Raw genomic sequence first — 24,776 nt, 5'->3', positions numbered from 1 at the left:
CTGTACAAGCCCTACACGTAAACAGGAGTATGAGAAAATTTACCTGTTTTATCAGCCTGATGTTAACCTGCTTCATTGGCCATACACAAACGCTTGGAGGCCGATGCGAGGGTTGTGAAGCCTTACTCGAATATGGCGATCAACCACTTCAGTCAACCGACACCCTTCCAGACTTTCAGAAAAACGAACCTAAGCTTGTGCTTTCAGGAACCGTATTCGAAAGTGATGGTCAAACACCGGCTGAAGGGGTAATTATCTACGTCTATCACACCAACCGTGAGGGTATCTATCCAACTCAGGGGAATGAACGTGGCTGGGCTCGAAGACATGGTTATATCAGAGGTTGGGCAATCACTGACCAAAATGGGCGATACACTTTCTATACTTTTCAACCGGCCAGTTATCCAAGTAGAACAGATCCTGCTCATATTCACATGACAATAAAAGAGCCCGGTAAAAAGGAGTACTGGATCGATTCAGTTCATTTTGAAGAAGATCCACTATTGACCACCAAAATCCGCAATAACATGAGCAACCGGGGAGGTAATGGCATTGTGAGCCCGAAGCAGCAGGGCAATTATTTATTAGTAGAAAGAAATATTATTCTGGGGGAGAATATTCCCCATTACCACTAGCTATTGATTAAAGTACACCTTTTGTTCCCAATCGGCTAATCTTGGATTCATCCATTTGAACCATAAAGGAGGTATAGCCGCCAGTAAAATCATGGCCGGATAGCCTGAAGGTAATTGTGGCGACTCATCGTAATGCTTCAATACCTGATAGCGCTTAATAGCATTGGCATGATGATCTGAATGACGCTGCAACTGAAACAAAAAGAAGTTACTTAGCCTGTGATTGGAATTCCAGGAGTGCATTGGGTTAACCCTTTCGTATTGACCGGGAGATACTTCCTTACGGACAATACCATAATGCTCTATGTAATTCACCAGCTCCAGTAAAGTAAAAGCCAGTATGCTTTGAATCAGGAAAAATACAGGCACCTGCCATACCCAAATGCCATTAATCATAAAGATGGCCAGTGTGAGCAGCGCACAAAACAGGAAAGGCAGTAAAGTGAACCAGATCATATTATTCCTGAAACTCCAGACGCCCAGTCCCTTTTTCTTCATTCGCTCATTTTCCAGCTTCCAGGCACTGCTATAACTCCCAAAGACCGACCTCAACCAGAAGACAGGAAATGCCTCATTCTTTCGGCTGGTAGCCGGGTCACGAGGTGTGGCTACATAAACGTGATGCCCCCTGTTATGCTCGATGTAAAAATGCATGTAGGTAACCGTCATCAACAACACCTTGGCATAGAACCTCTCCAGTCTGGATTTCTTATGTCCCAGTTCATGCGCCACAGTAATACCGATTCCACCAGTGACTAAGGCGAAGCTTATGGTAAAGCCAATCCACTCTGATAAATCAAGTGATACGGTGCTTATTACCCAGACACCCCAAAGTAAAAAGCCAAACTGGAAGTAAGTCCAGATAAAGGTGATGAATCGATAGTAAAACTGTTCTGCAATTTTTCGGCTCTCATCTGCTGAAAGGTTTTCAGGATCCTCTCCTATCAGAAAGTCGGCCAGGGGAATGATGACGAATACGAATAGAACAGTCAGGTAATTCCAATAGCCCCCCAGGTAGAATCCAGCAATGGTTAAGGCCGGAATGACAAAGGCTGTCAGGAAACCCAACTTTTTAATCATACTCATGTAGAAAATTAATACTTCTCTACATTTCTTTCAATAGCTGATAGTCAGGAATTTGCTGAAGCATCTCTAATGACTGGCCTTCCCTGCAAATACCTGCGAAAGTTTTCACCCCATTGGTGATAACAATTAATGGTGCCTGGCAAATCTTATTGTAAGCTCCAATCTGTTCTATTACACCTTCACCCAGGCTCACCGATGGAGCTTTACATTCCACCAAGACCAAAGGCTTTAGCTGCTGGTTATAAATCAGAATATCGCTCCTCTTTTGCAGCTCATTATACTTTAAACCGGACTCCACTCTGGTGCGTGAAGCGGGATATCCCAGGTTTTGAATCAGGTGATTCAGAATATGCTGACGTACCCATTCTTCGGGTGTCAATTGAATGAACTTCTTTCTAATGGGATCGAAAATGAATAACTTGCCGCCTCTATTCTCAAGTCGGTATTGATATGTCGGCAGGTTGAGTTTCAGCATCAGGCAAATCTAATTAGACCTAACATTATTTGATGAAAAACAAGCAAGAAATCGTTGAAAACTGGCTACCCCGATATACGGGCGTGCCTTTGGAAGACTTCGGTGAATACATTCTGCTCACCAACTTTATCTCTTACATTCATATGTTTGCCGACCAGTTCGGTGTGGAAGTGCAGGGCGAAGATAAGCCCATGCAAAGCGCCACGGCCGAAAACATCACCATCATCAACTTTGGTATGGGTAGTGCAATGGCGGCAACCATCATGGACCTCTTGTCAAGCATTCATCCGAAAGCAGTCTTATTCCTGGGTAAGTGTGGTGGATTGAAAAAGAAGACTCAGCTGGGTGATTTAATTCTCCCTATTGCTGCCATTAGAGGTGAGGGTACCAGTAATGAGTATATGCCAGCCGAAATACCGGCATTACCCTCATTCCGTCTTCAGCGTTCTGTCTCATCCATGATCAAAAAACATGAAATGGATTACTGGACCGGCACTTGTTATACCACTAATCGAAGGGTTTGGGAACACGACAAAGCTTTTAAAAAGTACCTTAGAAAAATCAGAGCGATGGCCATTGATATGGAAACTGCTACGCTTTTCACGGTAGGCTTTGTTAATGAAATTCCAAGGGGAGCTCTTCTTCTGGTTTCGGATAACCCAATGATTCCTGAAGGGGTAAAAACAGAGGAAAGCGACAAAAAGGTCTCTTCAGACTATGTAACAGCTCACCTGAACATAGGTATCGATGCCTTGAGAGAACTCCGTGACTCCGGAGATTCTGTGAAGCATATGCGCTTCGAGTAAGATCTTTGCATTAACAAAGGACTGATTCAAAAAGCACCCGGGTTTACTGAATTGTATTCAGTAATAGACTCTCGCTTCCTGAATCAGTCTTTTTTATTTCCTTACCAATACCTTGAAGGTGTAATTTTTGGTCTCTGTGACAACACGAATGAGGTAAAGGCCTGAGTCTACTCCTGAAAGATCAATCGGCTCCAAACGATTATCACTGATGCTCCTCTGATAGACAACCTGACCACTAAGATCATGAACATTCAGTGACTTAAGTCTGCCAGGTATTTCTCCCGAAAACTGAATCAGATTTTGGGTTGGGTTGGGATAGTAAGAAAAGCCCGGGAGTTCGTCATCAATAGACTGAACCGTTTTGATCAGAGGGAAATTGAAGAATATATCTCCGTTGTCCGTAACCTCTCCCCACTCATAAGTCCCTTCAATTCCTGCACCTTTCTGGCTACCATTTGCATTTCTGAAGACCATTGCCAAACGATAGGCTGCTGTTACCTGATCAAGGTTATAATAGTCAGAAGGGGTTAATGTGATGGTCCACTGATTGGCATTATCCGGAGATTGGGTCATTTGACCTACTCCATCGTTCTGACCCCAGTTACCAACTACATTTTGCCAGTCCGTTCCAGTTTCTGAATCTGTTACTACCCCTGAATGCATATAAACGGTTGTGGCTCCCTGCAATCCCCTGTCTCCCTGTCTGGCATCGAAGGTGATGGTAATCTGAGTATCCTGATCAAAGCTGGCCGGAGAAACGCTTATCAAATCTCCGTTCAACTCCATATTCATATAGATTACACTGCCTCTGAAGCCTTTACCCAAATTGGTATTATCAGCATCTCTGAAGTACATACCTATTCGGGTAGGCTCTCCATTGGTGATATTGAAATAAGTCGATGGGGTAATAGTCATTTCCCACTGATCTGTCTCTCCTGATACTCTTGTCATCAGGCCAACACCATCGTCTGTTAAATTACCCACGATATTTTCAAGGTTGGTGCCGCTGAAATCGTCATAAACTATTCCTGCATGCATGTAAACTTTATCTGCTCCTACAAGTCCGTTGGTACCATCAGGGTTGGCCTTCGTAGCATCGAAGGTAATGGTGATCTCCGTGTCAGAACCAAACTCAGCGGGATCGATGGTTACCGGAATCTGATAAGCTTCCACCACTTCATTGAAGCCATTAGATATTTGCTGATTGGTATAGATTTTAAAATAACCTGATTCCAAAGTGGTACTGGCCGATAATGAGGTAACATCAAGTGCATCACCCTCAAAGTAATCATACCAATTACCTGTCTCCGTAAATTGATAATCGACAGCAGTGCTTTCCAGTCCAAAATTACCGATGATGACGGCATCCAACCCATCAGAGTCGATAATGATTGACCTGCCATCTCCGCTAAAGTCATAGGTATAGTTGATATTGGTCTGCTCGTTTAACTGAGTTCTTAAGCTGATGACCGCTGAGAAGGCATCATAAAGATATTGCCTCAGTTCATCCTCATAATAACCCAGACCTTCATTCCCCCAGGGTAAAGGCTTGTTACCAACGCGACCATTAAAGTCGATATCTATATCATAGCCCAATTCACCGAATTGCCACAGCATCTTAGGACCGGGAAGGCTGAAGAAGAAAGCGGCATTGGTCTTTAATCTTTCAATGGCCAGTGTCGTATCTCTTGTGTTGTAGCTACCATTACTGAGTCCATTGTTAAAGACTTCGTACAGTTGTCTTTGCTCATCATGGCTTTCCATATAAGAAACATGTGATTCGGCAGTGGCCCCGGTAAAGGACTCATTGGTTTCACCTCCTAAAGCCTGATGGTAGGCATAGCCCATATTGCGCCACAACAACATACCTTCAGCCGCCAGGGCAGTCTCTTCCGACCCATCAGCAAAGTGCTCCAGTATGACATAGGCATTTTGATCGACCTCCCAGATTTTATTTGCCATCCTGGTGAGTAAAGCAATTCTTGAATCATCCCGAGAAGACCAGGCAGAAACGTCATTAGGTGTATTCCTCTGGGTAAACCCTTTGGATAAATCGAAGCGATAACCGTCAAAATGATATTCTTCAATCCAGTATCTGTTTACTGAATCAACAAAGTTCTGTGTGTATGTGCTTTCATGGTTAAAATCGTAGCCCACATTGAAGGGGTGGGTAGCATCTGTATTAAACCATGGTGAATTCGCTGCAGGTTTATTAGCCGCAGCATCCCAATACATCCTCACCATCGGGTTCAGACCAAAAGCATGGTTTAAAACCATGTCGAGGATTACAGCAATCCCTCTTTCGTGACAGGCCTGGATAAAGTTTTTCAGGTCATCTTTGGTACCATAGTACTTGTCGGGAGCGAAGAAATACATAGGGTTATAACCCCATGATTCATTGCCCTCAAATTCCATGACGGGCATCAATTCGATGGCATTAACACCCAGGTTCTGGATATAATCGAGCGTGTCGATAAGGTCTTTGTAATCATGTGTACCGATAAAGTCTCTTACCAGCAATTCATAAACAACCAGCTCCTCTTTTGCAGGTCTCTCCCAGCTGTCTTCTGAAGCATTCCACTGAAATTCAGCTTGTCCGGTTTGCAACGTGGTGGCAATGGCATAATCGGTTTTATCATATTGTGGAATGGCTCCATGCACCGACTGAGGAATGTATTGATCGTTCCAGGGATCAGCTACCTTATCGGCATAAGGATCGCCAACGGTAATTGTACCGTCTACCCAGTATTGAAAAACATATTCCTGTTGTGCTGTCAGACCAGTAATTTCAATCCAGAAAAGTTCTCCATCAGGGGTCTTGTTCATCAGATAATTTGCATCCACTTCCCAGTTGGTGAAGTCACCCACTACAAAGACAAACTCTTTCCCCGGAGCCTCCAATACCAGACTCACCTTTGTCTGATCGGTATGGTAATTTATTCCCTTCTTAAGCCCCGCGGGAAGAGCTAGTACCTGTGTTTCTCCGGTAAGTACCACATTGAGGCTCTGTTCATCACTCACCTCTTCTCCATTGATGGTAGCAGTAACTTTAAGACTTCCGTTAAAGCTTTGTGCCGGGTCGAATTCAAAGTTGATGGTAGTGCCGGAAGTCACTGATTGCTTCTCAACAAAACCATTTCCCTCATCAATAAGAATAGACATTGCGGTTACGGATGAGGAGGCCTGGGCAGATATATTAATGGTTTCACCATTGCCCAGAAAAATAGTCTCTTCAGTTGGCTGCTGGATAGTGACGAAATTGTCAACGACCAGATCGATATAAATATCTCCGTTGGAAGCCACAAAGCCACCGGAGAAGTTGCCGGGTGTTCCTTTGCCCTCAGCCGAACCATCGGCATTTCTAAAAACCATCGATAGTCTGAAGATCGGAGTATTGGCGGAAACGCCATAATAGTCACGTGGCTTACCGATGGTTATTTCCCACAAATCATCTTCACCATCGACCTTGGTCATCAAACCTACTCCATCATCAGCTCCCCAGTTTCCTATTACATTTTGCCAGTCTGTTCCTGAGGGAGAATCGGTTACTACTCCGGAGTGCATATACACTTTGGTGGCACCAACTAAGCCTCCTGTGCCTTGAGAAGCATCGTAGTAAATGGTAATCTCATCATCGCCTGTAGCCGAAGCCGGGTCGATAGTCACAATCTGTGCACTGGCCAGTGAAACGCTGAGAATAAATAGAGAAAGTAGGAAAAATCTGATCATAGGTCTGGTGGTTATTAATGGGGAAAGAGGCTGTCTCAAAAGCGAAGGGTATTCCCCTTTTCAATGCTTTTGAGACCTCCTCCGAAAACTGTTTACTCAATATTAGTTTCCACAGCCACCACCGAACTGGTCGCTGTTTCTCCATTCTGCAATAGCAACAGATACAGTATCTGAAGCTGCCGCTGAACTTGCTGTTCTGTTATCAATCTCACCACAGCCACTATCTTTTTCAACCTTATCCCAGGTACCGTCCAGTCTGAACTTGAATCCACCAGTAGCAATATCAGCTGGCTCAAGAAGAGCACAGTAGCAATCCGAAGCACCAATCTTAGTCATTGCAATATCAGCACCATCGGCCCATTGGGTAAGGTCTCCAACTAATCCCATGTTACCGGTGGTAAAATCCGGTGCTTCTGCAACAAGTGATACTTTGGTATCATCAACAAAAGCCGGACTTGGCTTACAGGCAATTGTCAGAACCAGATCAGCTGTCTGAGAAGCACCTGATCCATCGGTTACAGTTAAGGTTACATCGTAGTCGCCTGTAGCATTGATGGTAAAGCTGAAGTCAAGGTCAGCTTCATCACCTGATAAAGTCATTTCATCAGTAACCACTGTGGTTGAACCCTGGGTTATCTGAATGCTGGCAGAAGCCAGGCCTGAACCGGCTGCATCTACGGAAATCGTTTGCTCAAATCCAGCTCCTAAAGACACCGCTGTGGGAGCAGTAATAGTCAATGCAATGGGATCTTCACCTGAATCATCACCGCAGGAAGTAATACCCAAAACAAGCGCTGATGCAAGAATGGTTGATAGTATTTTTTTCATAATCAGTTAGTTAACAGTAAATATTTGTAAGAACTATTAACCAATCTTAGGGATTATTCTCTACCAACGGATGCTCAGAAAGGCTTTTCTACATTGCAAACGTTTGCGATTCAGATGTATGGAAGTAGTCAGCCTTCCCTGACACTCATTTTGGTCTGACGAACCAGCAGGTAGCCGAGTATAAAGAAAACAGACAAGCCTAGTGCACTGTACCTCATACTTCCGGTTAGGTGTTCGATGAGTCCATAGGCCAGTGTACCAAAAACAATAGACACATTAAAGGTGACATCGTAGAAGCTAAAATAAGAGGCATGGTTAGTAGTGTTTTCGGGAATAAGTTTGGAGAAGGTTGCCCTGGACAGTGCCTGAATTCCCCCCATAATTAAACCTACCAGAAAGGCTAGGCCAAAGAACTGGTAACTGGAACTCACAAAGAAAGCCAGGATGCAGACTGCTATCCAAATCAGGATCATGCATACCAGGGAATAGATATTACCTCTGAGTTTTGAAAGATGTGCAAAACCATAGGCTCCGGCAATCGCTACCAATTGGATGATCAGCACTGTCATGATTAACTCCCCAGTCTCCATTTTTAATTCAGCAGCCCCGAACAGTGAAGCCAGATACATAACCGCCTGAACCCCTGCATTATAGAAAAAGAAACCCAGTACAAATTTCTGCATTTGGGGTAGTTTTCTGATTTCTCCATATACCTTCTTGAGCTCAGTATATCCGTTCATCAACCAACTCCCCTGTGCTTTCTTTCCATAAGGGTTTGAAGGCAATCTGTTAAGCGCATAAGAAGCAAAGGCTATCCACCATATAGCCACGGTAAGAAAGGCTATTCTGGAGGGTAAAGTATTGTCTGGTAGTCCAAAGACCTCCGGCATCTGAATCACCACCAGGTTAATGATCAACAGGATTACACTCCCGATATAGCCTAATGAATAGCCCTTCGCACTTAATCGGTCGAACAGGTCTTCGGTGGCAATCTCGGGCAGGAAGGCATCATAAAAGACCAAACTACCAGAGTAACCAATACTGGCCAACACAGCCATCAATATTCCGAATTCCACATTGTCTCCGGTAAACCAGAACATACCGGCACAGGCCAGGGCTCCAAAGTAGGCAAAGATGCGTAAGAAAGACTTCTTCCTGCCTGAGTAATCTGCTATACCTGAAAGCAGCGGAATGAGCAAAGCGGTGACAAGAAATGAGGCACTTAAGGCATAGGAATAGAGTACTGTATTCGGCAATTGAAAGCTGAGAAAGCTGACAATATTACTTCCATCGGCCTGTTTGGTGACAGCCTCATAATAGATAGGAAAAACCGCTGTGGTAATGGTCAGGGAATAAACTGAGTTAGCCCAGTCATACATGCACCAACCATTGGTGGTACGTTTATCATTCAGTGGAATGGACTGTTTCATAATTAGAAAATTAGGCAAAAAAAAAGAGACTGAATAAACAGTCTCTCTTTAACAAATAGTAAGTTATTCGCTTAGTTGTTTTCTGTTTTTTGTGGAGTTGCATACATGATCTTACGAGCATTTGCATCTCTCAACTCAGTTTGAATATCTACAATGATACCCATTTTGGTTTCATTGTCAACCTTCATTGAAACGGTGATCTGATCTCTTTCCGCTTCACTAAGTTTAGATTTCTCCTGGTTGATCCACTGAACAATACCTCCGATGTCAATGAATGCATCGTTGGCCTGAATCAATGGCTCAGTACCCATAGACTGATCTTTAGGCTTACCAACATAGAGGTAAGTCACAAGTTTTTTCTTTTCAAGCTTCACCAATTGCTCCGCTCTTGGAATCCTTTGCTCTACTTTAATCTCTGTTTCTCTCAATACGGTAGTTACCATGAAGAAGAACAGAAGCATAAAGATAATATCGGGCAAAGCAGCGGTCGGGATATCCTGACTTGATTCACTTTTCTTCTTAAACTTTGACATATTAACCTCCTTGTGATGATGGTTCTGCAATTGAAATCGCCTTAGGGATACCTACCCTGGCACGATCGTACAATTCCTTTTCTTTCGGGTCATTTCGGTTCAGCTTTCTGAATTCCTCATCGGTTAAACCTACTCTTTCACCATAAATTCTATTGTACGCAGCATTCAGCTGATCTAATATCTGAATGAAAATCTCGTAACTACTACCACGGTCAGCCTTCAAGGAAACGATCGCTGCTCCCGGTCCATCTGATGAATCATCTTTTCCGAGGTTTCTGGTGATGTAAGATTTCATAGTTGGAGGTAATGAATTATACACATCCTGATCACTTACTTCATCATTTCCTTTTTTGGTGCTGCTAGGGCTACCGAAATTCAATACAAAATCATAAACCATATCACCAATTAGACCAACATCGTCTAATGGCTCATCTTCAACCAACAGTCTGTCGGCAGAATTAATCTGAATTTTGAAAACGTTTTTCTGATTTTGTTTGATTTCCAGCGGCTCATCATCCTCATTCTTCGGAGGAAGAAGCAGCGTCAAACCTTTGTTAGTGGCAATTTGCGTAGTCACAAGGAAGAAGATTAGGAGTAGGAATGCGATATCGGCCATTGAGCCCGCATTCACTTCCTGACTTCCTTTGTTTTTACTTCTAGCCATAATTTTATCTTACAATTCTTGCTACTGATGAATAAATTAGACCAACTACGGCAATTACAATAAGTGCCAAAGTAGTTGTCATTGCACCACCTACTAATTTGTAAGCAGTTACCGCACTATCACTGGTAGGATCCATGTTAGCTGCTTCCATAGCACGGGCTGTTGAAGCACCGAACTCGGCAGGAGCCATAGAGTATCCAATGAAGAAAATCAATGCAAGAAGGACTACACCGATTCCGCTTTTCAGTAATGACTTAGGGTTCCCGAAAGAGTTCACCAAGTTCATTACAATAGCAGCTACTGCCGCTACGCCTAGCAGAATGTATGAGGCGTAAAGCCCTATATCTACCCACTGTTCCTGATCCATATTAAATGTCTTTTAGAGTGGAAATTATTTTGAAAGGTTGTGCTTCACCAAAATATCTACCAAAGAGATAGAAGCATCTTCCATTGAGTTTACAATTGAATCGATTTTAGACACACAGTAGTTGTAGAACAACTGAAGAATAATCGCAACAATAAGACCACCTACTGTAGTCAAAAGGGCTACTTTAATACCACCCGCAACGAGTGAAGGAGAGATATCACCGGCAGCTTCGATAGCATCGAATGCACCAATCATACCAATTACAGTACCCATGAAACCAAGCATCGGAGCCAATGAGATGAATAGTGAAATCCATACAAGACCTCTTTCCAGTCTACCCATTTCTACTGAACCGTAAGCAATAACTGATTTCTCAACCATTTCAATGCCTTCTGACATTCTCATCAAACCTTGCGTAAAGATTGATGCTACAGGGCCTCTGGTGCTTTTAGTTACCTCTTTAGCAGCTTCAACTCCTCCTGACTCAAGAGCGTCCTCAACTTTGCTCAAAAGTTTAGCAGTGTTAGTAGTAGAAAGGTTTAAGCTGATGATTCTTTCGATAGCGATAGCCAAACCAAGAATCAAACAGATAAGTACTGGTGACATAAAGGTAGGATCACCTTCGATGAATTTTTCTTTGATGATCTGATCGAAAGAAGCAGCTTCTTCTTCGTCTACTTCGTCAGAATAATCGGGAGTTTCTGGATAAGTGTCCTCAACAGCTGTCTCAGTACTAGTCGTATCTTGACCATCTTGCGCAACTGCATTAAATCCGAAGGCGAAAATCCCTAGGATCATCAGTAAAGAGAATAACTTTTTCATAGTCTAGTTTTGATTAATAAAGGTTAAAACGGTTTCTAAATTATTAATAATTATTGTTAAAAGAAATTATACTTAAAGATTTAGTTGATAGAAGAAGAAAGGCTTTGAAAAATATCGTTTCCATATCTTAATCCAACAATTCTACTTCTCTTGCGGAGAGAGAGGGATTCGAACCCTCGATACCCTTTAGAGGTATACACACTTTCCAGGCGTGCTCCTTCAACCACTCGGACACCTCTCCCTTTCGTTGTCGCGCTTCTCGCAGGGCAACAAATAAATCAATAATTATATCACTATGCAAGCTGATTTTTGTTTTTGTAAGTCACAAAAAATCAGTTCATTTCGCCCCTTATTGAAGTTCTCAGGCATTTTTTTGCATCCCTCATATTATCGAGATTAGCCAGTACAAACATCATCTTGGCTGTGGCAGCTTCAAAGGTTAAGTCATGTCCGCTTACCACTCCAATTCTATCTAACTCACTGCTGGTCTCGTACTTACCATGTAATACCCTGCCCCCATTGCACTGCGAAACATTCAATATCAGCTTGCCCTTATCAATGCTTTCCCTAAGCAGGTCCAGGAACCATTTTTCATGAGGAACATTACCAGACCCATAGCTTTCAAGGATAATCCCCTTTACTGAATCTGACAAAAGAACTGCTGAAGCCGTGGTCTGGTTTAGGCCTGGAAATAGCTTAAGCACTGCAATATTGTTATCCATGGCGGCATGTACCTGTACAAAATCTTCAGCGTAAGGCTTCAGGTAAGACCAGTGATAGTCTATAGATATACCGGCTTCGGCCAGAATGGGATAGTTCTCTGATTCAAAAGCATCGAAGTGCTGACTTTCAACTTTCTTAGCCCTGTTCCCTCTCAGTAAAACATGGTTAAAGAAAATACATACCTCTGTGATGATCGGTCGCCCGTCTTTATGATCTGCGGCAATCTCCAGCGAAGTCACCAGGTTTTCAGTAGCATCGGACCTGGGTGAGGCTATAGGCAACTGAGCTCCGGTGAAAATAACAGGCTTGTTTACGCCTTCCAGCATAAAGCTTAATGCCGAGGCAGAGTAAGCCATGGTATCCGTTCCGTGGAGAATAAGGAAACCATTGTATTGATCATAGTGCTCATAAATCAAAGAGGCCAATAACTGCCAGTGCTCTATGTGCACATTCGATGAGTCGATTGGCTCATTAAAGCTGACCACAGATAGATTGACCTGTAGCTCTTTAATGACCGGTACTCTGTTCAATATCCTATCGAAAGAGCAAGGTGCAAGGGCACCATTTTCATTGAAGTCCATGCCCAGAGTTCCTCCTGTGTAAATAATCAGGACTCTGGCCTTAGCCTTTTCAGCAAAATCAAAGTGCTCTATGGTCTTTACCTCAATCATTCAGTTGAAATAGTTTTCGTGCATTTCGGGTAGTCTGTGCCTTCAGATCTACCAGGGACATCTCTCTATAATCGGCAATCTTCTGGGCTATCAGTTCCAGGTAGGCAGGTTCATTACGCTTACCTCTGTTCGGGGTTGGTGCCAGATAAGGACTATCCGTCTCCAATACCAACCAGTCTTCATCAAGCTCTGGAATTACCTTATCCATACCCGCATTTTTAAAAGTGGTGACTCCCCCCAGTCCGAGGTAAAAGCCCAACTCAATAATTCGATTGGCTTGTTCTACCGTACCATTAAAGCAATGAAATACACCCGAAAGCTGATCGGTCTTAATCTTAGAGACCAGATCAATGGTTAGATCCAGTGACTCTCTGCAATGTATGATAATGGGTTTCCCTAATTTGGCAGCCCATTCCGCCTGTATTTTAAAGGCCTCAATCTGCTGCTCTTCAAATGTAGTATCCCAATAAAGATCAGTACCCATTTCACCGATGGCTGTAAACTCTCTTTTGTTCAGCCACTCCTCTACTATATAGAGTTCTTTCTCAAAGTCTTTCTTAACAGAGCAGGGATGCAGGCCCATAGTAGCTATACAGTAGTCAGGATACTCTTCTTCCAGCTCCATCATCGCATCGATAGAAGTATGGTCGATGTTCGGCATGATGATTTTTTCAATCCCGGCTTCCTGCGACCGTTCGATCACATGACCAATATCTTCCTTGAATTGTTCGGCATAAATATGAGCGTGGGTTTCAATCATTTCAGTATCTTCTTCCTTTCCAGCTTACTTTACCTTTGAATATTATTCTCAGCAACGCAAAAGTATCCAAAAGGCTGATAAAAAACGGTTCAAGCAGAATTGTTTTAAGACCGGTTTTGGTCTTCATTCCGACCTGAAGGTATTTGAAAAGGTTAATTAACCATCCATAGAGAACAATCCCTGCACAAAGGCCCGGGTGAAAAAAGTAAGCCACTATAGCAAACACTATCCAAAGCCGGGCAAAAAGAGCTGGAATACCTAAGACCCAATGATGGGTAAATACTCCATTCATCCACCGGCATCGCTGTGTAATCATCTCTGAAAAAGTCTGTTGTGGCTGTGTGTATGCCATTCCTTTACTCACCACCAGTTGACTGGTCTTGAGTCCTGCCTTTTGAAATCGCTGTAGAAGCCCAAGGTCCTCCACATCAGTGGGCCCCAGTGCTCTGAAACCTCCTACCTGATCATAAGCCGACTTCCTGAAGCCCATATTATTACCCAGAATAGAAATGGGTCGAAAAGTATCGGCCATGGCCTTCATGGTGTGCAATACAATGCGCCAATCGAAAAACTGCAGATGACTATATCTGCCACCTTGAGCAATTTGGGTATAGCCACTCACCATTGCCGATTCCTGAAGTCCCAGAATCATTGACTTTAACCAGTGATTGGTTACTTCCATATCAGCATCAATGATGACCTGATATTCATCTGTGGAACAATCGATCAACTGATTCAAAACATTGCCCTTGGCAATCAGCCCCTCCTGCTCATGCTGAATCTTCACTCCTTTTATATAGGGATGAGACGATTGGAACTGCTCAATCACTGACCAGGTAGCATCTTCCGAGTTGTCATCGCCAATCAGTATCAGAAGCTTGTCCTTTGGGTAATCCAGCGCAATCAGGGATTCAATACACCTCGGAAGATTGTGTTCTTCGTTTCGCGCACATACAAGCAGTGTAGCTTTGGGCCAGTCTGCAGGTTCGACAGAATGGGAAAACTGCGTTACTCTGAAGCGCCCTATCAGGATCAGTTCAAAGAGAAAGATGGCGATATAAACGGACGCAATGATGTAGATTAAAATCATCATAGGGCATCGAAACGATAACCTAAAGATGAAAAATGCTGCAAATATTGAGGTAGTACAGCCTTTAAATTATGCTCTGCCTTCAGGTTATCATGAAAAACGATAATTGAACCTTTAGAGGTGGCAGCAATGGATTTCTTTAAAATGAGTTCAGGATTAATACTTTGATCATAGTCCTGAGTCAGCACGTCCCACATGACTATCGTCTTCTGCTGCAGCAATGTCTTTCGTTGCACATTAGTCAACCGACCGTAAGGAGGACGGAATAGGCTGGTAGTACTACCTGCATTGGTCATCACCTGATCACAGTCTTCAACATCACTCAGGTATTGAGTGGCTTCTGTCTTTTTGCCATTCAGGTGATGCTGTGTATGATTACCCACGGAATGTCCTGCACTGAGGATTGACCGATAAATCTGGGGATGCTTAATAATATTTTCACCAACACAGAAGAAAGTGGCTTTGGCCTGATGTTGTTCAAGCTGACTCAACACCCATTCCGTCAGTTCAGGAATCGGGCCGTCATCAAAAGTAAGGTAGAGTACTTTCTCCACGGTCTTCACCTTCCAGAGTAAACCGGGATATACATAAGGTGCAATAAATGGTGTCTTAAACGGAAGCATTATTGACTCTACAAGATAGGAAAGTCAGGTCATCAGAAAAGTTTCTCTCGGCAGAGAAATCATGCAATTCTTCCAGAAGTTTCTTATGCAGTTCCTGAAGTGGCATACCATAGTTTTCTTCCAGAAACACTTCCAGTCTTTCGCTTCCAAACTCTTCTTCATCTTTGTTGAAGGTTTCTGTCAGGCCATCGGTAAAGAGGAAAAGTGAGAATTCTTCCAGGTCTTCTACAGTTCCCATCTCAATAAAGGGCAATGGCTCAAATGCGCCCAGGACTGTAGTTCCCACCGTCAGCTTTTCGACTTCGGGTTTTCCATTCATTAATAATGGGGGGTTATGGCCCGCATTAATATACCTGAGGTTCTTCTTCTTATAATCATACACGGCCAGGAAGAAAGTTATAAAGTTCTCCCTATTCGCATTCATACATAGCTGATAGTTGAGCTCTTTCACCACCTGAACCGGATTCTCTGCGGTTCTGGAGATGGTACGCAGTACTGCCTGAAAATTCGACATTAAAATAGCTGCGGGAATGCCTTTTCCTGATACATCGGCTATACACACCACGAACTGATCTTCATGATCGAGGGTGATATAGTCGTAGTAATCTCCTCCCACCGTCCGGCAAGGCTGATAAAAGGCTTCGATGTGGATTTTATCATTGTTGGGAAGTTCTTTTGGAAACAGGTAGTTCTGTACATTCTTGGCGATTTCCATATCGCGCTGAATAGCCTGTTGCTCCAGTTCCTTTCTTGCCAGTCGCTTATTCTCAATAGCCACCAGCATGATATTACTGAGGGCCTGAATGAAAGTGGTATCTACATTGATTTCATCACCAATAGATTTCACAAAGACGAAAGCGAGGAGTCTGTCTTTATGCAAAACCGGGATAATGATTTCAAATTCCTCGAAACAGGTTACATCGAGGTTCATCTGATCGATATAAGCGATCTTTCTGGTACTGAGGCAGGCATCGCCCATTCTCACCTGATTGAAGTCTTTGCTGGTACCAAACTGCACTTTGCATTCCCAGTCTTCCTCTTTCACAAAGAGACAGAGTTTTTCCATTTGAAGGTTTGCCCTCAGCGTGAACTCAAAAATCTTGTAGAGGTCTTCTTCAGGCAGGTTACTGTTCACCGCCTGGGTGATCTCCATCAAGGCATTGACTTCAAGCTCTTTCTGGTAAAATTTTGTCTGTAATGCATTAAACTCCATAATCAACGGCCGTTGTGCGCCAAAAGTCCTTGCTTTGATGCCAGATAGTAGTAACTCTGATAATCGGCATCGAAGTTCATTTTATCTTCAAAAACCTCATCATTCATATTGAAAAAGCACTTCACATAACCTTTCTTCAGCAGGTTAAACAGTACCTGTTTCAATTCTTCTTCATCCATGTCCAACTCTTCGGTTAAATAAGAGAAAGGTTGAACAAAGTAAAGCTCATCTAGCACATCAAATTCCGCGTCACTCATCTACTTACCGGGGCATATTGTCTGCCCTTCCAATCAAATTTCTTAAAGTTAGCGGCAAGTCCAAAATAAATGGCATAGAAGGGGTATAATATGAAGCAAAGGAGGAAAATAGTGATGGGAGTTTTGAGGCTGAACGGTTTCCTGATTTGGCGGATCAAAAGGATTTCCGCAATGAACTTAAGTCCTAAAACCAAAGCTCCCATGAGGGCAAAACGCTCCTCCACAAATACCTGAATTAATACATACAACTGGCTCAATTGTATTAGCAAAACCATCAAGGCTGAGAGCATGGTATTCTGCCTTTTTCCTACCTTCCACTTACTTGCCCATCTGATGCGTTGGTTCCTGAACTCAGACCAGGTTGGCATGGCTTCGGTAGAAACCAATGTATTTCCAGACCGGTTAAATAGCACCCCTCCTCCAAAATGACTTATGATTTTGTGCATGAGCAGTTCGTCATCTCCTGATGGGCTCGAATCGATTCCCTGAAAACCATTGACCTGCTCGAATGCTGCTTTACGATAGGCAATATTGGCACCATTGGCCATCAGAGGTTTGCCCAAAGAGGCACTGAGAGAAGTGATTGCCATGAGCGAACTGAACTCCAGAGATTGCATCTTTTGCCATAAGCTCTGTCCTTTCAGGTTAACTGGTCCCAGGACCATCTGTACCTGTTCATCATCAAATGGAAGCAGTAACCCTGTTAACCAACCCGCACCCATTGTGCAATCTGCATCTGTAGTGACAATTATATCATGACTGGACTGATGAATACCTTCGTTCAAGGCGGCTTTCTTTCCTGAAGTACCAGATAAGCTTAAGACGCTGGCCTCTAGCGGGCTCCTTTTGAGCAACTCCTCCAATAGCGTTTCTCCCTCATCGGTTGAGTGATCATTGATAAAAAGGACTTCAAAACCGGAATGGCTTTGCCGTGACAATGACTCTACCAGAGTTGACAAGTTATCTGCCTCATTTCTGAAAGGCACTAAAACTGAACACGCCAGATGACTCTTCTCTCCTTTTCTATCCTGAGAAGGATTCCCCCATCGCAAAATCAACCAAAAGAGTAGCAAAACATAGCAAAACAGCAAGGCAGCAGCGATGAACATAGCGCAATTTGAAGAATCCCCTTCAATTTAAAAACTGCTAACAAGACGATTGATTATATTGCCGAGGCATGGCAAAAACGATTCAGGAGAAGATTGTATTAGGCATTGACCCGGGAACCAGCGTAATGGGTTATGGTATCCTGAAGGTGGAAGGTAAAAAGCTGAGCTTACTTCAGTTTGGTGTTATTCACCTGAAAAAGTATGCAGGTCATGAACTCAAACTGAAAAAGATCTTTGAACGGGTTACCTCAATTATTGAGGAGTTTCATCCCGATGAAGTGGCATTAGAAGCCCCTTTCTATGGAAAGAACATACAGTCCATGCTAAAGCTTGGTCGTGCTCAGGGAGTGGCTATGTCGGCTGCTCTGGCAAGAGATATTCCTATTACAGAATATGCTCCCAAGAAGGTAAAGCAATCTGTTACCGGTAATGGTAATGCTTCAAAAGAGCAGGTAGCAGCTATGCTACAAACCCTGTTAAGTATAAAGGAACTCCCCAAAATGCTCGATGCTACGGATGCCCTGGCGGTGGCTGTGTGCCATCATTTCCAGAATGGCCAGGCACAAACCCGATCTGCCAGTTGGAAGAGTTTTATTTCAGAAAACCCGGGAAGGGTCAAATAGTGAATCGGTAATTGGTTGATTGGTCAATCACTCTTCTTCTTTATTAGAGAATTCTGGTTATTCATATTATATGCAAATGCATATAATTTAACTTATTTAAAATAAATTATATCTAAATGCATATAATTTCATATATTTGACATGAATTATATTCAAAAGCATATAATGAGTGTTTTAGCTGAATTTGTAAAAGAGCGTAGAAAGCAGGCCAATCTGACTCAACTGGAATTTGCGGAAAGAGCTGGTGTTGCTCTGACAGTAATTCGAAAAATTGAACAAGGCAAAACGAACCTGAATATGGATAGAGTAAACCTTGTTCTCAACATGTTTGGCCATGAACTGGCTCCTGTCAGAACAAAGGAACTTAATCAATGAGACAAGGTAGCGTTTTTTATAAGGACTGGTTTGCCGGAACTATCACAGAGTCAGATGATGGTGACTACGTATTTCAATACGACAAAAACTATATAAAGGAACATCCTAACGATTTTCTTTGCTTCACCATGCCTGTAAGTGAAGCTCCTTTTACGGATAAGCGTCTTTTTCCATTTTTTGAAGGTTTAATTCCCGAAGGCTGGTTGCTAGACATTGCTTCAAAAAACTGGAAAATAAATACAAATGACAGAATGGGTCTACTCCTGGCCTGTTGTCAAAATTGTATAGGAGCCGTTAGTGTTGTACCCATAAGTAAAAGCGAGGATGAGCAATAGGTGTCTTTACTGCTACGAGCAACTAGATGGTAAATCTGACTTCCATGAAAAATGCAGTCTGAGTTTTTTTGGCTCTAAAGAAGCACCAATCGTTCCATATACTTTCGATCAAATGGCTGAGTTGGCTAAGGAAGTTGTGGCACGAAGTATTGCCGTTCCGGGAGTACAGGCCAAACTGTCTATGTCTTTGGTACAAGAAGCCCAACAAAACACTAAGAGAAGGCTGACTGTGCTAGGTGCACTAGGGGGAAACTACATTTTCAAACCTCCCAATAAGGAATTCAGACAAATGCCTGAAAATGAACACCTTACCATGCGAATAGCAGGAGCCTTTGGAATCAACACGGTTCCCTCAAGTTTAATCAGGCTCTCCTCCGGTGAATTAGCCTATTTGACCAAAAGGGTTGACAGAGCTGAGGGCGGACAAAAGTTACACATGCTGGATATGTTTCAAATTACTGAAGCCTTTGATAAGTACAGGGGTTCTATGGAAAAAATTGGTAAGGCGCTGAATGAGTATTCTGAGAATACGCTCCTAGATAAGGTTTTCCTATTTGAATTAACTCTCTTCTGCTTTCTTACCGGCAATAATGATATGCACCTCAAGAACTTTTCTATGATCAATAGCCCAGCAGGATGGATATTAGCCCCGGCTTATGATATGCTGAATGTCTCTATTCTTTTGCCTGAAGACACAGAAGAATTGGCACTGACTGTTGACGGACGAAAAAAGAACATTAGTCGTGCGAACTTTGAAAACTTTGCAAAAGGCATGGGGCTCACGGCAAAACAGATTGATGGGGTTTTCCAGAGAATGAAGTCCAATAAACATCAAGCTATTCAGTGGATTGAAAACTCATTCCTATCTTCTGATATGACTAACAGGTATATCTCAACCTTAGAATCCCGGTATCAAAGATTATTCGCGTAACTCCTATAGGCCAAAAAGCCATTCCACCCGAAAGCGGAACGGCTTTTATCCAACCAAAACCAAAAAATTGGACTACTAACTATTTTTACTCATCAATTCCAGCCGCCACCCAGCGCCTGATAAATATTGACTACAGCGTTCATCTGACGCAGTTTGGTTTCTACCAACTCGAATTTCGATTCCAGAGCATCTCGCTGAGTCAACAACACCTCCATATAATCGGCACGTGCCGACCTAAACAGGTTGTTGGATATAGTAATTGACTCGGTAAGCGCCTGTACCTGTTGCGCTTTCAAACTGAAGCTTTGCTCCAGGTTATTAATATTCGATAACTGATTAGCCACTTCGATGTAGGCATTCAGTATAGTTCGCTCATAATTGAACACCGCCTGAACCTGCTTGGCATTCGCATTTTGATACTCTGCCTTGATCGCTTTCTTATTGATCAATGGAGACATTAGGTCTCCCGCCAGATTGAAAAGCACAGACTCCGGAAATGTGAGCAGGTGTTTCGGGCTGATGGCGTTAAGCCCTACTCCACCTGTAATACCCAGCGATGGATAGAAGTTAGCCTTCGCTACCTGGATATCCATCTTAGCAGCGGCCAATTCTAACTCAGCTTGTCTCACATCAGGTCTTCGCTCTAATAATTGAGCCGGTATACCTGCCTGAATAGCCGATGGCACCATATCACTGAAATCATCACTACTTCTCTGAACTCTCTGAGGGAAACGACCTACCAGGAAATTGATCCGGTTTTCAGTTTCCGTGATCTGTTGCTGAATATCGAATTGAAGGCTTCGGGTTTTATAAACTTCAGCTTCAAACTTTTTTACAGCCAGTTCAGTCGCCTTAGCAGCCTGCTTCTGCAACTTGACAATCTTCAGTGCATTGGTCTGTATTTCAATGTTCTGATTGACAATATCCAATTGATTGTCCAGCGCCAGCAACTCATAATAGGAATTGGCTATTTCAGCAATCAGGTTGGTCACCATAAAGTTTCTACCTTCAACCGAAGCCAGATAGCGGGTTAAGGCCGATTTTTTAGCCGTCCTCAGTTTTCTCCAGATATCGACTTCCCAATTGGCAAATGCACCAAACATAAAATCGCCCAATGGCTCAGGAAACTCTTCACCAGGAGCCACCTCAAGGTTCTTTTCTACTGCACCACTTCTGGTATAGCGACCTACCTTATCTACTCCGGTTGCCGCACCCAGATTCACCGATGGTAAATACTCTCCGGTTTTGGCACTCACTTCATTTCTGGAAACCTGGATTTCCTGAAGCATGATATTCAACTCCTGATTGTTATTCAGAGCAGTATCAATTAATGCTGCCAAATATGGGTCAGTGAAAAATTCCTTCCACTGAATGCTGGCTGTACTCGTAGTATCCTGAGAGCCGTTGAAACTCTCAGGAACTGACGTATTAGCTGTCTTATCAACTAAAGCGGGAACACCACAGCTCGACATGACTATCGTCAAGCAGGCTATTCCTATACATTTATATATATTTCTCTTAATCATTATGAACAAAGTCTTCGCTTAACGGATTATCATCTTCATCTTGAATTATGCTACGACCGGAGGCTATTGTTCCGAATATGTAGTAGAGACCGGGCACTACCACCACCCCGAAAATGGTTCCGAACAACATACCTCCCAGTGCTGAAGCACCAATAGTGCGGTTACCAATAGCTCCTGCTCCAGTGGCAATAACCAGTGGAATCAGCCCTGCAATGAAGGCGAATGAAGTCATAAGAATTGGTCTGAAACGTACCTTGGCTCCTTCAATAGCGGCCTGGAATACAGTGAATCCATGTCTGTGTTTCTGAACTGCAAACTCTACTATAAGCACGGCATTCTTACCTAATAGACCTACCAGCATAATCAGACCGATCTGAGCATAGATGTCATTCGATAGTCCCATTCCCTTCAACAGCAGGAAGGAACCAAACACCCCAATCGGCAAAGAGAAAATTACAGCCAGAGGGATGACGAAACTCTCGTACTGAGCAGCAAGCACCAGGTACACAAAAGCCAAAACAATGATGAAAACGTAAATGGATTCATTGCCCCTACCTGCTTCATCGTATGACAGACCTTCCCAGGCGATATCATAACCCTTAGGCAAGGTCTGCGCTGCCACTTCTTTCACAGCATTAATGGCATCGCCAGTGGTATAGCCTTTAGCAGGAAGTCCCTGAATAGCGGCTGAGTTGTACATATTGTACCGCGTAATCTCATTAGGCCCCTGCTTCTTCTCTAACTTCATGAAGGCAGAATAAGGAACCATTTCACCATCTTCATTCCTCACAAAGAGTTTTAATACATCAGAAGGCAGCTTCCTGAATTCCGGAGCAGATTGCACATACACCTTAAAGAACCGTCCAAAACGTATAAAGCCTTGTTCATAGGTACTACCAATCAGGATGTTCAGGTTTTCCATAGCATCGCCAATGGAAACCCCTTTCTGCATAGCCAATTCGTTGTCAATAATCAGCTCATATTGAGGATAATTGGCAGCAAAGAAGGTAAACAAGCCAGTGAGTTCTTCACGCTTGGCCAGGTTATCCATAAACTGCTGATTGATCTTATCGAACTCCTGATAATCAGTATTGGTCGTCTTATCGAGCAAACGCATAGAGAAACCTCCTGAGGTACCGAAACCCGGAATGGCCGGTGGTTCAAAGAATTCTATGATCGCTCCAAGGCCTTTCGACTCTTCCTCAAGCTCTTCCATGATTTCTTTCACAGATTGGTCCCTTTCTGACCATGGCTTGAGGTTAATCAAACAGGTGCCGGCATTCGAACCTCTACCTTCCGTCATGATTTCATACCCTGCCAATGAAGAAACAGATTCTACTCCATCAATCTCTTCACAGATCTTTTGGAGCTCTCTGGAAACAGCATTTGTTCTTTCCAGTGTTGCACCCGGAGGGGTTTGAATAATCGCGTAGATCGTGCCCTGGTCCTCACTCGGAATAAACCCCTGAGGTAGAATTTCACTTTCGTAGAAGATTCCGAAACCAAAAGCCAGCAGAATACCAAATGTGAGTATTCTTCTCTTGACAATTTTGTTTAACAGGCCAGTGTACCTGCCTGTGATCTTATCAAATGCATTGTTGAATCCGTCTAATGCCTTAGTGAGGAGATTTCTCTTTTTAGCCTTGCCATGATTGTTCTTCAAAAGCATAGCACAGAGCACCGGAGTCAGGGTGAGGGCTACCACAGCCGAAATCACGATAGCACTTGCCATGGTGATAGAGAACTGGCGATAGAAGGTACCTACAGGTCCGGTCATAAATGAGATCGGCAGGAATACCGATACCATCACCATGGTAATGGCAATAATAGCGCCTCCAATTTCACCCATTACTTTCCTCACTGCATTGTATGGAGTAACATGCTCTTCCTCCATCTTGGCGTGAACAGCCTCTACCACCACAATCGCATCATCAACCACAATACCAATGGCAAGTACAAGTGCGAAGAGGGTGACCAGGTTAATCGACAGACCAAAAAACTGGATCACAAAGAAAGCTCCCACCAGAGAAACCGGAACGGCCAGAATTGGAATGAGTGTAGAACGCCAGTCTCCGAGGAAGACAAACACCACCAAGGCCACCAGTATAAAGGCATCGCGCAAAGTATGAGTCACCTGCTCTATTGAGGCATCCAGGAACTTCGAAACATCATAACTGATTTTGTAATCAAGACCTGGAGGGAAGTTTTCACTCATTTCATCGAGTTTGGCTTTTACCTCCTCTATTACATCGCTGGCATTACTACCAAAGTTCTGCTTTAATACTATCGCGGCCGATGGATGCCCATCGAGGTTGGAATAAATATCAAAGAACTCACTACCTAATTCAACCTTAGCGATATCTCTCAGGTGAATACTCTCCCCTTCTGAGTTGGCCCGAATAATAATCTTCTCATATTCTTCCGGCTGATTGTACCGTCCCTTGTAAGTGAGTACATATTCCAGTGACTGTGCCTGAATACCTGAGCTCCGTCCGATACGTCCGGGACGCCCTACAATACTTTGTTCCTGCATGGCCTCCATCACTTCCTCTATAGAAATATTGTAGGCTCTCATTCGCTCAGGGTTCAGCCATACCCTCATGGCATACCTACGGCTACCCAGAATCTGAGCTCTGGCTACCCCTTTGATACGCTGAATTTCAGGGATTAATTGAACGTTAGCATAATTGTATAAGAACTTCTCATCCATGCTTTCATTATCAGCATAGAGGTTCACATACATGAGCATACTAGGCTGTATCGGTGTAATGATGACCCCTTCCCTTTGTACCAGCTCGGGCAGTAAAGGCATCACCTGGTCGACCCGGGTCTTCACCCGTATTACGGCCTGGTTGGGGTCGGTCCCCGGTTCAAAGATTACTCTGATAGTAGCCTCACCTGCACTGGTAGCATCAGTGGCGAGGTATCTCATTCCCTGCACACCATTAATGGAGTTTTCCAGGGTAATGAGAGTGGATTTTACCAGTACATCTGCACTGGCACCCGGATAGGCAATAAAAATATTGACTGTTGTCGGGGCAATTTGTGGGAACTGCGAAATAGGCAGTTGTTTAATAGCCAAAGACCCCACAAACAAGATGATGACCGAAATGACTATAGCAAATACCGGTCTGTGTATAATCTTACTAAACATACTTGATTTCT

At 43.4% G+C, this 24,776-nt stretch carries 24 protein-coding genes and 1 tRNA gene; 6 read left to right on the top strand and 19 right to left on the bottom strand.

The window, feature by feature from the left end; all coding sequences use genetic code 11:
• Window positions 1–29: 29 nt before the first annotated feature.
• Window positions 30–635: an intradiol ring-cleavage dioxygenase gene (locus ACOOEY_RS16235; protein WP_420385773.1), complete on the top strand. Its 606-nt coding sequence runs from the start codon at window positions 30–32 to the stop codon at window positions 633–635.
• Here the strand turns inward: ACOOEY_RS16235 and ACOOEY_RS16230 are convergent, their stop codons facing one another.
• Both ACOOEY_RS16230 and ACOOEY_RS16225 read right to left on the bottom strand, forming a co-directional pair.
• Window positions 636–1,721: an alkane 1-monooxygenase gene (locus ACOOEY_RS16230; RefSeq protein WP_420385772.1), complete on the bottom strand. Its 1,086-nt coding sequence runs from the start codon at window positions 1,719–1,721 to the stop codon at window positions 636–638.
• A gap of 19 nt (window positions 1,722–1,740) precedes the next feature.
• Window positions 1,741–2,196, bottom strand: a complete 456-nt coding sequence (locus ACOOEY_RS16225; protein ID WP_420385771.1) for a type I restriction enzyme HsdR N-terminal domain-containing protein — start codon at window positions 2,194–2,196, stop codon at window positions 1,741–1,743.
• 32 nt (window positions 2,197–2,228) lie between these two features.
• Between ACOOEY_RS16225 and ACOOEY_RS16220 the strand changes: the two genes are divergently transcribed.
• Window positions 2,229–3,002 (top strand): AMP nucleosidase, encoded by a 774-nt coding sequence (locus ACOOEY_RS16220; RefSeq protein ID WP_420385770.1) that lies wholly within the window; start codon window positions 2,229–2,231, stop codon window positions 3,000–3,002.
• Between the two features lie 93 nt (window positions 3,003–3,095).
• On the opposite strand, the gene ACOOEY_RS16215 is transcribed toward ACOOEY_RS16220, so the two are convergent.
• The 15 genes from ACOOEY_RS16215 to ACOOEY_RS16145 all read right to left on the bottom strand — a co-directional run bounded on the left by ACOOEY_RS16215 (window position 3,096) and on the right by ACOOEY_RS16145 (window position 17,821).
• Window positions 3,096–6,731 carry an alpha-amylase family glycosyl hydrolase gene (locus ACOOEY_RS16215; RefSeq protein WP_420385769.1) on the bottom strand — a complete coding sequence of 1,212 codons (3,636 nt, stop codon included), beginning with the start codon at window positions 6,729–6,731 and terminating at the stop codon, window positions 3,096–3,098.
• A 102-nt stretch (window positions 6,732–6,833) separates the two neighbouring features.
• Window positions 6,834–7,559, bottom strand: coding sequence for a hypothetical protein (locus ACOOEY_RS16210; RefSeq protein WP_420385768.1), 726 nt, complete (start codon window positions 7,557–7,559; stop codon window positions 6,834–6,836).
• 128 nt (window positions 7,560–7,687) lie between these two features.
• Window positions 7,688–8,989, bottom strand: a complete 1,302-nt coding sequence (locus ACOOEY_RS16205; RefSeq protein ID WP_420385767.1) for an MFS transporter — start codon at window positions 8,987–8,989, stop codon at window positions 7,688–7,690.
• A gap of 71 nt (window positions 8,990–9,060) precedes the next feature.
• Entirely contained in the window at window positions 9,061–9,522 is a 462-nt protein-coding gene (locus tag ACOOEY_RS16200; RefSeq protein WP_420385766.1) for an ExbD/TolR family protein, read from the bottom strand.
• Between the two features lies 1 nt (window position 9,523).
• Entirely contained in the window at window positions 9,524–10,186 is a 663-nt protein-coding gene (locus ACOOEY_RS16195; protein WP_420385765.1) for an ExbD/TolR family protein, read from the bottom strand.
• Between the two features lie 4 nt (window positions 10,187–10,190).
• On the bottom strand, window positions 10,191–10,553 hold the full coding sequence (locus ACOOEY_RS16190) for a hypothetical protein (protein ID WP_420385764.1): 363 nt from the start codon (window positions 10,551–10,553) through the stop codon (window positions 10,191–10,193).
• A gap of 24 nt (window positions 10,554–10,577) precedes the next feature.
• Entirely contained in the window at window positions 10,578–11,375 is a 798-nt protein-coding gene (locus tag ACOOEY_RS16185; RefSeq protein WP_420385763.1) for a MotA/TolQ/ExbB proton channel family protein, read from the bottom strand.
• A 153-nt stretch (window positions 11,376–11,528) separates the two neighbouring features.
• Window positions 11,529–11,616: transfer RNA gene (locus ACOOEY_RS16180), tRNA-Ser, on the bottom strand.
• A gap of 91 nt (window positions 11,617–11,707) precedes the next feature.
• Window positions 11,708–12,769: an asparaginase gene (locus ACOOEY_RS16175; RefSeq protein WP_420385762.1), complete on the bottom strand. Its 1,062-nt coding sequence runs from the start codon at window positions 12,767–12,769 to the stop codon at window positions 11,708–11,710.
• A complete protein-coding gene (locus ACOOEY_RS16170; protein ID WP_420385761.1) occupies window positions 12,762–13,529 on the bottom strand; it encodes a TatD family hydrolase in 768 nt (255 codons plus the stop codon). Before ACOOEY_RS16170 ends, ACOOEY_RS16175 begins: the two co-directional genes overlap by 8 nt.
• A 1-nt stretch (window position 13,530) precedes the next feature.
• Window positions 13,531–14,622 carry a glycosyltransferase gene (locus ACOOEY_RS16165; protein WP_420385760.1) on the bottom strand — a complete coding sequence of 364 codons (1,092 nt, stop codon included), beginning with the start codon at window positions 14,620–14,622 and terminating at the stop codon, window positions 13,531–13,533.
• Complete coding sequence (locus ACOOEY_RS16160) at window positions 14,619–15,242, bottom strand: polysaccharide deacetylase family protein (protein WP_420385759.1); 624 nt, start codon at window positions 15,240–15,242, stop codon at window positions 14,619–14,621. Before ACOOEY_RS16160 ends, ACOOEY_RS16165 begins: the two co-directional genes overlap by 4 nt.
• A complete protein-coding gene (locus tag ACOOEY_RS16155) occupies window positions 15,229–16,455 on the bottom strand; it encodes a SpoIIE family protein phosphatase (RefSeq protein ID WP_420385758.1) in 1,227 nt (408 codons plus the stop codon). Before ACOOEY_RS16155 ends, ACOOEY_RS16160 begins: the two co-directional genes overlap by 14 nt.
• Before the next feature lie 2 nt (window positions 16,456–16,457).
• Window positions 16,458–16,712, bottom strand: a complete 255-nt coding sequence (locus ACOOEY_RS16150) for a hypothetical protein (protein WP_420385757.1) — start codon at window positions 16,710–16,712, stop codon at window positions 16,458–16,460.
• On the bottom strand, window positions 16,709–17,821 hold the full coding sequence (locus tag ACOOEY_RS16145; RefSeq protein ID WP_420385756.1) for a glycosyltransferase: 1,113 nt from the start codon (window positions 17,819–17,821) through the stop codon (window positions 16,709–16,711). Before ACOOEY_RS16145 ends, ACOOEY_RS16150 begins: the two co-directional genes overlap by 4 nt.
• Before the next feature lie 68 nt (window positions 17,822–17,889).
• On the opposite strand from ACOOEY_RS16145, the gene ruvC reads away from it, so the two are divergent.
• The 4 genes from ruvC to ACOOEY_RS16125 all read left to right on the top strand — a co-directional run bounded on the left by ruvC (window position 17,890) and on the right by ACOOEY_RS16125 (window position 20,085).
• Entirely contained in the window at window positions 17,890–18,444 is a 555-nt protein-coding gene (gene ruvC / locus ACOOEY_RS16140) for a crossover junction endodeoxyribonuclease RuvC (RefSeq protein ID WP_420385755.1), read from the top strand.
• Window positions 18,445–18,609: 165 nt separating this feature from the next.
• The gene (locus ACOOEY_RS16135; protein WP_420385754.1) at window positions 18,610–18,819 is read left to right on the top strand and encodes a helix-turn-helix domain-containing protein; all 210 of its coding nucleotides are present in this window, start codon (window positions 18,610–18,612) and stop codon (window positions 18,817–18,819) included.
• Window positions 18,816–19,154, top strand: coding sequence for a HipA N-terminal domain-containing protein (locus ACOOEY_RS16130; RefSeq protein WP_420385753.1), 339 nt, complete (start codon window positions 18,816–18,818; stop codon window positions 19,152–19,154). The genes ACOOEY_RS16135 and ACOOEY_RS16130 overlap by 4 nt, the downstream gene beginning before the upstream one ends.
• Entirely contained in the window at window positions 19,144–20,085 is a 942-nt protein-coding gene (locus tag ACOOEY_RS16125; RefSeq protein WP_420385752.1) for a HipA domain-containing protein, read from the top strand. The genes ACOOEY_RS16130 and ACOOEY_RS16125 overlap by 11 nt, the downstream gene beginning before the upstream one ends.
• 92 nt (window positions 20,086–20,177) lie before the next feature.
• Here ACOOEY_RS16125 and ACOOEY_RS16120 read toward each other — a convergent pair whose 3' ends face one another.
• Window positions 20,178–21,611 (bottom strand): TolC family protein, encoded by a 1,434-nt coding sequence (locus ACOOEY_RS16120; RefSeq protein WP_420385751.1) that lies wholly within the window; start codon window positions 21,609–21,611, stop codon window positions 20,178–20,180.
• Window positions 21,604–24,765 carry an efflux RND transporter permease subunit gene (locus ACOOEY_RS16115; protein ID WP_420385750.1) on the bottom strand — a complete coding sequence of 1,054 codons (3,162 nt, stop codon included), beginning with the start codon at window positions 24,763–24,765 and terminating at the stop codon, window positions 21,604–21,606. The genes ACOOEY_RS16120 and ACOOEY_RS16115 overlap by 8 nt, the downstream gene beginning before the upstream one ends.
• Window positions 24,766–24,776 lie beyond the last annotated feature (11 nt).

The sequence above is a fragment of the Roseivirga sp. genome (assembly GCF_965216855.1).
Lineage (GTDB): Bacteria > Bacteroidota > Bacteroidia > Cytophagales > Cyclobacteriaceae > Roseivirga.
Note: the sequence above shows the minus strand (reverse complement) of the source record. Positions and strands in the feature narration are given on the sequence as shown.